Source organism: uncultured Roseobacter sp. (genome assembly GCF_947488185.1).
Taxonomy (GTDB): Bacteria; Pseudomonadota; Alphaproteobacteria; order Rhodobacterales; family Rhodobacteraceae; genus Roseobacter.
In genome coordinates this window covers 23,029-35,831 of the sequence record NZ_CANKYM010000004.1, presented here as the reverse complement: position 1 = coordinate 35,831, position 12,803 = coordinate 23,029, and the positions used below count along the sequence as shown (strand labels likewise).

At 56.0% G+C, this 12,803-nt stretch carries 9 protein-coding genes; 1 reads left to right on the top strand and 8 read right to left on the bottom strand.

Annotation, left to right across the window (positions count from 1 at the left end; genetic code table 11):
• Positions 1-53: 53 nt before the first annotated feature.
• Genes Q1A52_RS15745 through Q1A52_RS15735 form a run of 3 tightly spaced genes read right to left on the bottom strand, consistent with a single transcriptional unit; the run spans position 54 to position 5,159 of the window.
• Positions 54-1,379: an HlyD family type I secretion periplasmic adaptor subunit gene (locus tag Q1A52_RS15745; RefSeq protein ID WP_300017429.1), complete on the bottom strand. Its 1,326-nt coding sequence runs from the start codon at positions 1,377-1,379 to the stop codon at positions 54-56.
• 1 nt (position 1,380) lies between these two features.
• A complete protein-coding gene (locus Q1A52_RS15740) occupies positions 1,381-3,471 on the bottom strand; it encodes an ABC transporter transmembrane domain-containing protein (RefSeq protein ID WP_300017426.1) in 2,091 nt (696 codons plus the stop codon).
• On the bottom strand, positions 3,471-5,159 hold the full coding sequence (locus tag Q1A52_RS15735; protein WP_300017423.1) for an ABC transporter transmembrane domain-containing protein: 1,689 nt from the start codon (positions 5,157-5,159) through the stop codon (positions 3,471-3,473). The genes Q1A52_RS15740 and Q1A52_RS15735 overlap by 1 nt, the downstream gene beginning before the upstream one ends.
• Before the next feature lie 774 nt (positions 5,160-5,933).
• Here Q1A52_RS15735 and Q1A52_RS15730 point away from each other — a divergent pair.
• Complete coding sequence (locus Q1A52_RS15730) at positions 5,934-8,228, top strand: PA14 domain-containing protein (RefSeq protein ID WP_300017420.1); 2,295 nt, start codon at positions 5,934-5,936, stop codon at positions 8,226-8,228.
• Positions 8,229-8,499: 271 nt separating this feature from the next.
• Here Q1A52_RS15730 and Q1A52_RS15725 read toward each other — a convergent pair whose 3' ends face one another.
• From Q1A52_RS15725 to narJ, 5 genes are all read right to left on the bottom strand, one after another.
• Positions 8,500-9,039 carry a DUF2478 domain-containing protein gene (locus tag Q1A52_RS15725; RefSeq protein WP_300017417.1) on the bottom strand — a complete coding sequence of 180 codons (540 nt, stop codon included), beginning with the start codon at positions 9,037-9,039 and terminating at the stop codon, positions 8,500-8,502.
• Between the two features lie 12 nt (positions 9,040-9,051).
• A complete protein-coding gene (gene glp / locus Q1A52_RS15720) occupies positions 9,052-10,332 on the bottom strand; it encodes a gephyrin-like molybdotransferase Glp (protein WP_300017414.1) in 1,281 nt (426 codons plus the stop codon).
• Between the two features lie 145 nt (positions 10,333-10,477).
• Positions 10,478-11,275, bottom strand: a complete 798-nt coding sequence (locus tag Q1A52_RS15715) for a peptidylprolyl isomerase (protein ID WP_300017411.1) — start codon at positions 11,273-11,275, stop codon at positions 10,478-10,480.
• 5 nt (positions 11,276-11,280) lie between these two features.
• Complete coding sequence (gene narI, locus Q1A52_RS15710) at positions 11,281-12,066, bottom strand: respiratory nitrate reductase subunit gamma (RefSeq protein WP_300017408.1); 786 nt, start codon at positions 12,064-12,066, stop codon at positions 11,281-11,283.
• A gap of 11 nt (positions 12,067-12,077) precedes the next feature.
• Positions 12,078-12,803 carry a nitrate reductase molybdenum cofactor assembly chaperone gene (gene narJ / locus Q1A52_RS15705; RefSeq protein WP_300017405.1) on the bottom strand — a complete coding sequence of 242 codons (726 nt, stop codon included), beginning with the start codon at positions 12,801-12,803 and terminating at the stop codon, positions 12,078-12,080.

Below are 12,803 nucleotides of genomic sequence, written 5' to 3'. Positions count from 1 at the left end.
ACTCGCAACACAGCCCTCATTTCCCGGCACCAATGGCAGGAGAGATGTATTAATCAGCGCTCTCCGAAAGCCCTTTCCAATGATCGATACACCGGCTTTCCAAGATAAGCGAGCATGCTGCGCTCGTCCGTCACAATCTCTGCGCTGCCGGTCATACCAACACGTAAAGGCTTTCTAAATTCGCCAGCACCGATTGTGAGGCTGTCGAGTTCCACAACGCCACGAAAGTAAACCTGGCCATCCTTGGGGTCCGTGACGACTGTCGGAGACAAACTCGATATCGTCCCGGTCACTTCACCGTAGCGGCGTGAATCGAAAGTAGTGAGCTTTAGGGATACCTTGTCCCCACGGCGGATATGGCCGATGTCAGCCTCGCCGACCTTTATTTCCGCGACCAGTTGATCGTTTGTATTGATAAGCTCAAAGATCGTGGCGCCGGCCTCCACAATTTCTCCAATCCTCGGGAAATCGACCGATTGAATAACACCACCGCTAGGGGCACGTACCAGTAATTCTTCCTGTTGGCCTTCAAGTGCGGCAAGTTGAGTGGCCAGTGCGTCCCTCTCCTGCATCAGGTCAAAAAGCTCTGTCAGGGTCTGTTCTCGCAGCGCCAGGTCGCTTTCCAGCGGCTTATCACGTACTTCCGTGTAGTTGGCACTGGTTGTGGCCAGTTCGATACTGGCGTCAATCAGCCTGCCCCGAAGTTCATCCAAAGACTGTTGTTCGGCGTCCAAACGAACACGGGTGATGCTGCCTGATTCAAAGAGTTTCAAGAGCCGAGCGACTGATGCCTCTTTTTCCGAGACGCGGTTTTGCATCAAGTTGCGCGCCTTTTCTAGTCTTTCAATGATGGTCTTGAGGTTTTTTGCCCTGTTTCGAGAAATCTCCTTTTGTAACTCGTGCAGATAAAGGCGCGAGCGCGCGTAATTTGTCCCATCTGCAAAGGCCTGGCCTGCCTCTGAAAGATCTTCCTTACCGAGATCAAGGTGATCGAGGATGTAGGACAGGGTTTCGGTCCTGGACAGAATGGCATTGTACTGCTGCTGCACACTACGGATATTGCGCTCCAGGCTGGGTGAGGTGAGCGTTGCCAGTATTTGGCCTTCACTCACTTGCTGCCCTTCCTTCACAAGGACCGAATTGACGATTCCGCTATTGATACTCTCAACTTGATAGGCTCTCCCAAGGGTTGTGATCTCTCCCGTTGCACGCGCAAGTTCTGGAACAGTCGTCCGCATGGCCAATGTGACTGCCCCGGCAAGAAACGCCGCAAGTGTGAAAACCACAATCGCGGAAATACGAGGTTCACGGTTCTTTTCGCGGGCGGCGTTTCGGTCAAAAATGCCCGTCTGATCTGTTCGATGCGTAAACAATGCCATTTCAGTATTCCTTGTTTGCAGCGATCAGTGCGCTGATTTTCCGGCGCCCGTCGTTGCCAGTATCATTGGCAACAATGCGTCCGTCCGCCATGAAAACACATCTGTCGGCCAGTCGAATGTATTCCGGATCATCCGAAACAAGCACAATGGTACGGTTACCCTTCAGCCCGCCGAGAAACCGTGTGAGCGCGGCCTTCCGAATGTAGTCAAGGCCAGCGTTCGGGTCGTTCAAGAGATAGACGGCTGCTGGCCGAATGAAACTGCGGGAAAGCGCAAGGCCACGTGAGGTCGCGGACGGTAGAGACTTGCGGTAGTTCTCCGTCAATCGCGTGTTTAAACCATCCGGAAAGCTGTCTACCTCCTGGTCAAGTCCAAGTGCAGCAATCATTGCTTCGATGTCTTCAAGATGTGCTGTCGGCGCGGCGAGACGGAAATTCTGAAGCAATGTCCCGTGGAAAACCTCAGGTTTTTTCTGTGCATAACTGAAAGACTGTCTCAGATCATCGACGGGGATCTGGCGTATATCAATTCCATCGAGCTGCACCGACCCCACAACAGGTTGATGCAGTCCCATCATGGCTTCGAGCAACGTGGTTTTCCCACTGCCGTTGTTACCGGCAATCACCACGAACTCGCGCGGCGCGATATCCAGGGACACTTGCGACAGAGCCGGCTCAGTTGCATCAGCAAACCGATGTGTCACACCACTAAGGGTTACGCGACCTTCGAACTCCTTTTGATGGGATGATGCCGCGCCTCGAACCATTTCCTGTTGCATTGAGAGGACCCGGTCAACCTGCTGTCTGCTTTTCAAAAAACCCAGGATTTGCGGCGCATTGGAGTAGAGCGATTGCAGGGGCGTCAAAACCTTCCAGACAAGTGCCATGACTGCAATGAGCGCGCCAAATGACATGCTCCCGTCCATCGCCGCAAGAGTGCCCAGAACAATCGCCCCGACACCGGAAATCATCATCAAACTCTGTCCGAAAGCTTGGCACAAATGCTGAAATCTGCGCGCTTTGCGCGACGCATCGGCAGATTCTTGAGCAACGGCGGCATATCTTTTGTGCCAAAACTCTCCCAACCCGAGACGATAAATGTTTCGTTGTTCGTTTACAGTCTCGAAGAGGTGCTTTTGCTGTTTTGCTTTGATCGATGAGGCCTGAGCATTCAACGTTTGTTGCACCGGCAATGTCACCCAGATGGCAAGCAGGAAGACCACAATCAATGCCAGCACCAGGAATCCTACCTGAGGTGCCAGCGCAAAAATCAACCCAAGGAAAACCAGTATGAAAGGAAGATCCAGCACCGTCGTCAGAACCTGACCAGAGAAGATGTCTCGCATACCCTCAAACTGCTTGAATCGCGCGATCTGTTGCTCCACATCCGATTTTTGGATTTGATCGGGCGGCAAGGACATTAGCTTGCGGAAAAGGGCTAACCCCAGTCGGTGTTCGACAACCCGGCCCATGTAGGCCACCGCAGATGATCGCGCGAATCTGAAACCTGCATCCGCCGTCAGTATCAACGCGGCACCCAAAGCAAGCGAAACGACCAAATCCGTTGCTCCGGATGGGATTACCCGGTCATATATCATCATAATCAACAGCGGCGTGGCGAGCCCCATAAGGTTTGTCATGAAAGATGCCACGACCAACCAGGGCAAAAGCCGTCGAAAACCCGCAGTGATTTTACGGAAATCCTCAAAAGTCTGTGGTTCGTCTGAGGGCGCAAACCGTTCGACTTTGACGACCGTGCCGCGTTGTTTCGACGGAGTATGCCGAACCGGATCTTCCCTTTCAGCGTCAGTGACCAGCAACTCTCCATTCTCCACAGAAAGAATGGCCGTTACGCTCCCCGAGCTTTCAACGAAAAGCGCCGGGCAATCGGTTTCAGCTATTTCGTTTTGCCGTGCCTGGGCCACGGACACAGGGATATCGAGGTTCCGCAGTGTGAGTATCAGATCGTCCGCTGACATCTGATCTGCAAGATGCGGTGCTGCTTCGGTCAAGTTTCGGTGGCTACTGTGCCAACCGGCTGCCATCATCAGCTTTTGCAAGAGTCCCAGACCGGGATGAATGACCGTATCCATCACGCGCTCCTTTTCGCCAGCCCTGCGGCGGTTGTCGCATCGTCTACAGCATCATTGTCCCAGAGCAACAAACTGTCCGTAGTGCTGTCGACCAGCATGATCGTCTGATCTGCAAGGGAAAGCAGTTGCTGTCGGGGAGTCGCCATCACAAGAGTTGTCTTGCCCTTGATAGCCTTCAAGTAGTGCGCCACGCGCGTCACAGCCCGTTCATCCATCGCTGACGTGGCATCATTAATCAGCAGAATACGTGGCTCAAGAGCGAGTGCCCGGACCAAGCCGATGGTCTGTAAAAGAGCCAAATTGGACGCAACCGGTCCCACCTGACCCATGGGAGTGCTGTAACCCATGGGCAAGTGGTGCACTTTCTTCTCCAAGCCCAACTCGGCAGAGATGGCGAGACTACGTGCAATTGCCTCTCCTTCTCCAAAACAAGAGATGTTTTCCAAGAGAGTCCCGGAAAAGATCGCGGGTGTCTGATCCACATAGACGATGCCACCATGGCCACGCGTCGCTGAAAACGCGTCAACGGTTTTTCCATCGATGTGGATTTGGCCATACTTTGGTATCTGTTCGCCAAGGATAAGACGCATGAAGGTCGCCTGGCCCGAACCGGCCTCTCCCACAACGCTCAATGCCTCACCTGCTTTCAAACTCAGTGTGACGTCAGAGAAGACCAGATTTTCCTGGCCTTCGCGACCTGCTGAAACATTGTCAAAGCTCAAGTGGCCTTCGAGACCCGGCACAAAACCAGTTGCAGCACGGCGCTGTTGCAGCGCCGAAATTTCATTGACCTTCGATTGTGCCGCCTCAATGCTTTCAGTCTGAGCCCAGTGGCCAAGCATTTTGAGCAATGGCTGAACTGTTCGTCCATTCAGCAACATGCATGCAGCCAACTCGGCTATCCCGATTTGTCCGATGATAACCAAATATCCACCCAAAAGCCCCATCGCGGCCACGGCCGCCTGTGAGAAGAGCGCTCCGAAAGACTGTGAAAAACCCGAGACCTGGATCAGGTTTTGGCTGATGTCGACCGATTGCTTTTGCAAAAGCTCGTAGCGACGCAACAATTGCGGCTCCATCGTATCCGACTTGACCGTCAAGATTTGCGACAGGCATTCGATCAGGAAGGAATAACGTCTTCCATCCAGGACTTTACGCTTTTCAAAGATTGGCCCTTGCGCATGCTGTAGGGCAGTTTTGAAGAGATAAAGCAGAACCAAACTGGCAAGCGGCACAAGCACAAGCCAGCCGCCGATCAAACCAATCATTACGATGAAAATCGCCGTGAACGGCACATCAATCGAAAACAGGCGGCCTTGACCGCTGTAGTAATCTCGCAACTGGGCCAAGGCATTCAGGCGTTCAAGATGCACACCGGTGGACGATGCTTCATAAGCGATGGGCTCCGCATTCAAAGACCGATCCATGAAATGATCGCCCAGCTCGAGTTCAAATCGCTCACCCTGATACCCCATGACAACGATGCGCGCCCATTTCAGAAGAAAATCCAGAACAGTTGTCACGCAGAGGCCAACGAAGAGCAGCGTCAATGTTGCATGGGATTCATACGGAATAACGCGATCAAAGACTTGCAAAACAACCAGTGGCAATGCCAAGGCAAGCATGTTTATCGCAAGTGAAGACACGATAACCGACGCCCCGATGTGCGGCGGCGTTACTTTCTTCATTGGTCGTTCCGTCTTTGACCGCACAGTGGATCAAACTCCCATGGTCAGCGCGGTCTACCGTTTGCCGTCATTTGGTTAGCAAAGCGTGCATCCCGATATCTGGATGAGATCAATTGTAGTAAAATCGCATGTTCAAAGCCTGATTTGTAAATGACCTCTTAAGGCTAATGCTTGCTGATGCTCGCGCGGTATCAGGAGTTAGTGATGGCTGAAAGCAATCAGGTTGATGTAAGCGACGCGTTTATCACCGAGGGTGAAGAAACAAGTTCGATCAAGGAGAAAGTGGCTGTCCAGTCGCTGCGCGGAGATGTGACGCAAGAAGATGCATCGCGCAGCAACTTGCACTACGGCAACAACGATAGCCCGGAGGCGAATGGTACAGAGCATTCCGCGGTCCATAAGTCTGACGGGACTGAACCGGCACCCTTGGCTGGCAGCGAACGCACCCCAGTGGCCGAGGCCTCTGACGTGGAAGTCGATGACGCAGCGCACAGCGGCCAGACATTTGCCAATCCAATCACGGCAAACACCGGTCAAGTGGAAGACGTGCAACCGGAGGCGCCACAGCCTGAAACGTCAACGTTCAGGACACCGCAGGACAGCGCAGCTGCGGGGATTTTGACCTCCGGGCCCGGGAACGAAAGCACCGCGACAAGTGCGACGGCGACACCACCTGTGTCTCAACCCGCGACAGCAGCATATGATGCTGACGGTCCAACGCCTGACGATGACGCGCCCACACCGAATGCGGCACCCACGCAAATCTCCCTCAGCATGGCCGAATTGGTCGAAAACGACGAAGGTGCTGTGGTGGGTCAGCTGTCTGTTGTCGATCCAAACGCCAGCGACCAACATACTTTTTTGATTTCAGACGATCGGTTTGAAATCGTCGAGGGACAGATCAGGCTGAAGCCAGGTGTTTCGCTCGATCACGAGCAACAGGCTTCTCTGCAGTTTGACGTCACAGCCACCGACGTGGATGGCGCAAGCTTCACTGAAACATTCGAGATTTTTGTCGCTGATGTGAACGAAGCGCCCACAAGTGTTTCCATCGACCAAAGCCTGATTGCAACGAACCAACCAGGCGCTGGTGTCGGCCTGATATCCGTGATCGATCCCGACGAGGAGGGTACTTACGAATTCACCCTGTCTGACAACAGGTTCGAGGTGGCGCAGGGGCAACTGAAACTACGGGATGACGTTTCTTTGGACACCGGCAGTCTGGGAAGCCTGGCAATTGACGTCACAGTCACCGATCAGGGCGGCGAAACGATTACTCAGACCTTTGAAATCGGCGTGGTAGAGCCTGCGAGCATCACAATGACCTCCGGGTTTCAGGCCAGTTACTACGACGTGGATCACCGCCTCTCCAAGCTCGATCAGATCGACTGGTCCGGCGACGCCACACACGAAGAAGTGGTTGGCGAAGTCAACTACACCAACAGCCGCAATTCTTTCTGGGACGGTGGTTCAAAGGATACTTTTGGCGCGAAGATTACCGGCAATATTGAAGTGGAGGAAGGCGGTTCGTTCGACTTCTTCCTCGGCGGTGACGACGGTGTCGTTTTGCTGATCAACGGTGAAGAAGTCATCGATAACGACGGGCTGCATGGCTACCGCACACGAAGCGGGGAGATTGAACTGGAGCCCGGAACACACAGCATTGAAGTACGGTACTTTGAGAATTACGGCCACGCGGGACTGAAACTGGAATGGGAAGGCCCCGGCACAGATGGACGCGAGTTGGTAACCGCCCCAGGTCTTGACGATCTGCAAACCGTGAATGGCATGCCAATCGCTCTTGAAATCGACGTGGCGACCCCGGAAACAGCGGCGGCCGACCAAGTATCTCATCACGTGGAGGGCCTTCCTCCGGGGACGATACTCGAAGCCGGCAACACGAGCATTGAGGCAGATACCGATGGCACCGCTGATATCTCAGGCTTGGACCTATCGTTGCTGACCGTGACGACACCAATCGATTTTACCGGACAAGTCTCCGCACAGATCGTGACAACGACACAAATCGGCAACGAGGGCGCAGTATCAGTTGCCAGTGATCTTAGCTTTACGGTCAATCAGGCAGATATCACCCCGCCCTCTGCCCATCTGGAAACCGGTTTCAGGGCCAGCTACTTCGACGTGGATCACAGGTTGTCAAAGCTGGACCAGATCGACTGGTCCAGTGAAGCGACGCACGAAGAGGTTGTGGGTGACATCAATTACACCAACAGCAGCGAGTCGTTCTGGCAGGGCGGTTCGAAAGATACCTTTGGTGTGCAAATCACTGGCAGTATCGAAGTGGAAGAAGGTGGTTCGTTCGACTTCTTCCTCGGCGGCGACGACGGAGCCATCCTGCTGATCAACGGCGAAGAAGTCATCGATAACGACGGGCTGCATGGTTACCGGACGCGCACCGGTGAAGTGGAGCTGAAGCCCGGCACGCATGAGATTGAAGTGCGATACTTCGAGAATTATGGCCACGCGGGGCTGAAACTGGAATGGGAGGGCCCCGGCATAGAAGGTCGAGAATTGGTGACGGCGAATGACGAATTGGCAGTACCACAGAACGGCATGTTGGATCTTGGCATAGACGATGCATCGCTGTCTGATGCGGCGACGGTCACGATATCTGGGCTTCCTGCGGACACAATCCTGATCAGTGATAACAATGTCGCTGTTGCCGACGGCGGCGAAATTGATCTTTCGGGCTGGGACCTGTCCCTCCTCGAAATGGCGCCACCCCCTGATTTCCAAGGCGTAATTTCCGGAGAAATCACCACGACGGACACTGCGTTCAATGGCCAGCAAATGACTGGAAGCGACACTTTTTCAATCGAGGTCGGGGACATTGAGAACCAGCAAGACCAAAACGCAAATGCTGGGGCATCCGACGAGTGGGCCTCATACGAAAATGACGGTTCCTCGCCCTCTTGGACCGATGCTGCCAATGATGACGATAGTACCGAAGAACAAGGTGATGACCCGATGTCAGAGGAGGTCATCGACAACCAGGGGGCAGAGCAGGGCCCGGAAATGAACGAAACTTACGAGCGACAAGACTGGTAACCAACAAGCTTGAGATGGGTGCAGGCATGATCAGGCATCCGTCCGCCCCAATGGGTCATAAACACAAGGCGTCGCCGAAAGCATAGCCTGGCACTGTGACCGCGCAGGTAACCTGCTTCAGGTAAGGACCTCTTGCGACTGCATGACTTGCGTCAAGATGCATGCGAAATCGCGCAGCAAAAGTCCTCGTATAGATCGGATTTGCCGATTGGACGAGGCTGGTTCCAGCGACTGCAAGTTGACCGCTACACAGGCCTGGTTTGCAAAGATATCAACATGCAGCATCCGCCCGAGCGGCCTTGTCACAGGAAATAGATGCACGCTCCAGCCACTGGATAAGGGCACGGATATCAGGCACCAACTCCTGACCAAGACCCCCGGTGAAATCCAGAAAAGCGCTCTTGTTCAACGCGTTAAGCCCGACAACCACGGGAATGCCCATGGACAGGGCGTCGGCGATCACATCCCGGAACCCGCGCCCGTCCGCTTCGTGCTTGCCAAACTTGTTGACGATCAGGCAATCGGTTTCAGGGCGTATCGATCTGCGCACCAATCCAACAGCGGTTTCAAGGGCATCAGGATCCAACCGACACCCTTTCGCCTCCGGACCAAGGCTCTGAGATATTCTGATCACCGGGCCATCTGGCAGAACCCGCACGTCCATATCGCAGGGTCCAGCGTCGGGGCATTCCGTGTTGATCTGAACCGTTCCGGCGGGTTTTTGACCGCGGACGCCCAACTCCTGGGCAAATCTGCACAGCAGCAAATCTGTATCGCCCCGCACCGGCGCCATAGTGTATGCAATCTTCATCTCGAAAATCCTTCAAATGGACTGAAAGGGGTGAAACTCCACCAAGGCACCCTCCGGCAGTGTGTCAGTTTCGGAGGACAGGAAGATGAGCCCATCGGCGTCCGGCAACGCGCCGACCCGGCCAGAGTAGCTCGCATCCTCAAACTCGACGATTTCTCTTCCCAATACGTCCATCCCGACGATCCGAGCCGGACGGAGCTCACACCGTCCGGGGGTGTGATTGATCGGTCTGCTGGTGACCACATGTCGGCGCGTGTGTTCTCCATCATCTTGACCTGACAATGCAGAAAAGAGTGGCGGACCGAAGAGCGACCAAGTGACAAATGCAGACAGGGGATTTCCTGGCAGTCCCAGCCAATGCGTTCGGGAAAGTCGTCCGAAAGAAACCGGCTTGCCGGGTTTGATTGCAACCCCGCTGAAGGCAATGCGCGCACCCAGATCGGCAAGGGCCGGTTTCACATGATCTTCCTCACCGACCGATACGCCCCCGGTCGTGACAATCAGATCAACCTTTCCATCGAGCGCTTTGATCTGTTCACGCAAGGAACCCCGGCTGTCACCCGCTATTTCGGTACTGCGCAGAGCAATTCCGATGGCCCCCATCGCGGCGGACAACATGGGGGTATTCACATCCCGGATACCCGCTTTCCCACGCGCCTCACCAACCTGACGTACCTCGTCACCCGTCACAATCAGCGCTGCCGTAATGAGACGACGCACCCGAACGGTCCCGTGCCCGGCGGCAGCGCAGGCGGCAATATCGCGGGACGACAGCCTGCGCCCAGCGGGAACAACCGTCTTGCCTGCCACCATGTCCTCGCCAGCAAACCGGATATTTGTGCGTGGCTCAACTGCTTGGGTCAGAACAATGGTCTGACCGGTTCTGTCCACCGCCTCCTGCATCACCACGGCATCAGCACCCTCCGGAACCGGCGCACCCGTGAATACCTGAAACGCGCAGGCCTGGGGCAAGCGCCCGTCGCAGGGCTGACCAGCAGCAATGCGACCTCGGATCGACAATTCCCACGGGCCAGCGCCGCGCAAATCCGCCGAACGGATCGCATATCCATCCATTGCGGCATTGTCGAAGGCTGGAACCTGACCGCGCGATCTGACTGAGGACGCTAAAACGCGGCCCCTGGCCAAGGCCAAAGGCAGATCTTCCGTCTCCCGGACCGGAACTGTGTTCTGTACGATACGCAGCAGCGCGTCGTCTATGGAAATGAGCCCCTTGGTGCCCTGCATATGTCCGCAGCCACACCCAACGCTTCTGATCCTTTCGATGACTGCCATGATCTCGTCTCCATCCCGCATCTTTCCGCGCCATTGCAAGGAGAGCGTCCTCTGGTACGTCGCGCTCCCGTAAAAATGTGCATGTTCTTCGTTATAAAACGCCGTTGTGGCGTTGTGTTTTTGTGTTCCTGCGGACATCGGGCCCTCAAGCGCGCCCGATGTCTGCCCCTTCGATCTCCGAGGCTTCAATGAGCCGGTTGACGAACGCCCGGGCCTGTCGGGCCCAGTTGGTTTTTTCCAGCGCAAGGGCAATCCTGTCACGAACGACATCGAAAGGCAGGACCTCACCCTCAGCGCAGGCATCCAACCGGATGACATGATAGCCGTTGCGCGTCAGCACCGGTGCTTTGGTGATCTCTCCCTCGGCCAAGGTACGCAAGGAGGACTCGAACTCCGGAACGGTGTCTCCGGGCCCAAGCTGTCCGAGTGCGCCCCCGGCGGCTTTCGAGCCACAATCGCTTTCACCCGCGGCAAGCGCTGCAAATCCTGCCGGATCGTCAGTTGCGCGGGTGGCAATGGCCTCGGCACGCGCCAATGCCCGCTGTCGCCCCGGTTCATCGTTAGGATCGCAGGCGCAGAGGATATGCGACACTTCCCACAAGGGTGGTGTCCGAAACCGAGACGGGTCCTTTTGCCATTCTGCGTGGACTTCCGCCTCGCTTGGCGGGTGCGTCTCAACTTCGGTTTCGAGAAGGCCTCGGATCAGGGCCTCCTCTTCTGTCTCAAACCGCCCCTTGCCAACCTCTCTTGGCACAGCAGAAACACTGCGGGACCGCGCCTCCTGCAACAAAAGGGTCCGGATGGCGACCGCGTCAGCGGCCTTGCGCCATGCGATACCCGGCTTGCCCCTGGGGGCATCTTGGTTCTGCGTCTCTGCAGCGATCAAGGCATGGGGGACCTCTTCGCCGTTGACGACGAGATCGGGGAATAATGCGGTTGTCATTGCACCTACTCCGCTGGGGTTTGTGCGGCACCATCCTTTGGGCCGCTTTGGCGTACCGCCGGCACTGCGCTGCGTTTGGGCAGCACTGTCCGCCGCCGGGATCGCACGAGTTGATATCCGGGGCGCAAGAGGAACCGGAAAGGCGCCGCAAAGCCCGAAATCATGTGCACAAGCCGTGTGAACGGGAACAGCATGGTGATTAAAAGCCCGAGGAAGATGTGCAGCTTGTAGAGCCAGTGCACGTCCACGACCATCGCCCAGGCATTGAGGTTCCAGGTCACAATGCTCTGCGACCAGGTCATGAAGCGCACCATCTCGGCGCCATCCATGTGTTGCAGGGTTTGGGTAATGGTCAAAAGCCCGATCACCAGTTGGAGCCAGATCAGCACCATGATCAGGATATCCGCATGGCTTGATGTGACACGAATACGCGCATCAAACAGCCGCCGATGCAAAAGCATCGTACCACCCACCAACGCGGCAAGCCCCGCAGGCCCACCGATCAAAACGGCCATCCATTGCTTCAGCCAATAGGGAATACCCAGAGCATCCAGCACCCAGACCGGGGTGAAAAGCCCCACGAGGTGACCGAAAAACACAGTGATGATGCCAACGTGAAACAGAATGGAGCCCCAGATCAGTTGCTTGCGGCGCAACAGCTGGCTTGAGGAGCTTTTCCAGGTGAAGGGGTCACGTTCATACCGTGCGATGGAGCCGACCAACAGAACCGCCAAGGCCACATAGGGCATGACACCGAAGATGATGAAGTCGATGTCGAGATTGGGAAACATGTGCTTGCCTCCTATTCGGCCGCGTGATGCCGCGCGGGATTTACGGGGGAGACCGGGTCAATACGTGCGAGCATATCGCGCACCTGCGGACAGCCGGCGTTCGGGTCGGGGCCAAAGCGCACTTCGCTTTCCTCCCAGACCTCATCGAGGGCCTCCAGATCGGTCGGATCGTCGTCAGGCTGCGCCAGCATTTCGGCAACCGCTTCCTGATCGGGTATCACATCGGCCAGCTGCAAAAGGCTGGCGAACACGGCACCATAGGGGCTTTCCCGCCGGACAAGCCGGGCGTTCAGCGCCTCAAAGATATGGGCCGCGTCCGCCAGAGTTTCCTGTACTTCCGCGCAGGGCCGCGTCGACAGGTATTCCAGAAGCACCGGCAGGTGATCGGGCAATTCAGAGGTAACGGGGTCGAACCCGCCTGCCCTGTAGGTTTCCACCAGTGACACCATGGCCCCGCCCCGGTCCCGGCTTTCGCCGTGGACGTGTTCGAAGAGGTTGAGCGACAGCGTGCGCGACCGGTCAAAGAGCATGACATATTGCTCTTCAAGGTCATAGATGTCGCGCCCACTCAGCTCCTCTAGGAGTGGGCGCAACCCCCGACGCGCTGCTGCTGTCAATCGCGTGTCCGAGGCCAGAACGGCACTTATCTCGGGCATGGCATGCTGCAGCTCGCGTGTCGGGTAACTCAGGATAAGCGACAGGGCTTTCAGGGGTCGGTCTTGCTGGTGAACGGTCAT

Coding starts and splice junctions, on each gene's coding strand:
- Q1A52_RS15745 (WP_300017429.1), bottom strand. CDS start 1,379: ATGGCATTGTTTACGCATCGAACAGATCAGACGGGCATTTTTGACCGA.
- Q1A52_RS15740 (WP_300017426.1), bottom strand. CDS start 3,471: ATGGATACGGTCATTCATCCCGGTCTGGGACTCTTGCAAAAGCTGATG.
- Q1A52_RS15735 (WP_300017423.1), bottom strand. CDS start 5,159: ATGAAGAAAGTAACGCCGCCGCACATCGGGGCGTCGGTTATCGTGTCT.
- Q1A52_RS15730 (WP_300017420.1), top strand. CDS start 5,934: ATGGCCGAATTGGTCGAAAACGACGAAGGTGCTGTGGTGGGTCAGCTG.
- Q1A52_RS15725 (WP_300017417.1), bottom strand. CDS start 9,039: ATGAAGATTGCATACACTATGGCGCCGGTGCGGGGCGATACAGATTTG.
- glp (WP_300017414.1), bottom strand. CDS start 10,332: ATGGCAGTCATCGAAAGGATCAGAAGCGTTGGGTGTGGCTGCGGACAT.
- Q1A52_RS15715 (WP_300017411.1), bottom strand. CDS start 11,275: ATGACAACCGCATTATTCCCCGATCTCGTCGTCAACGGCGAAGAGGTC.
- narI (WP_300017408.1), bottom strand. CDS start 12,066: ATGTTTCCCAATCTCGACATCGACTTCATCATCTTCGGTGTCATGCCC.
- narJ (WP_300017405.1), bottom strand. CDS start 12,803: ATGACCGTTCACCAGCAAGACCGACCCCTGAAAGCCCTGTCGCTTATC.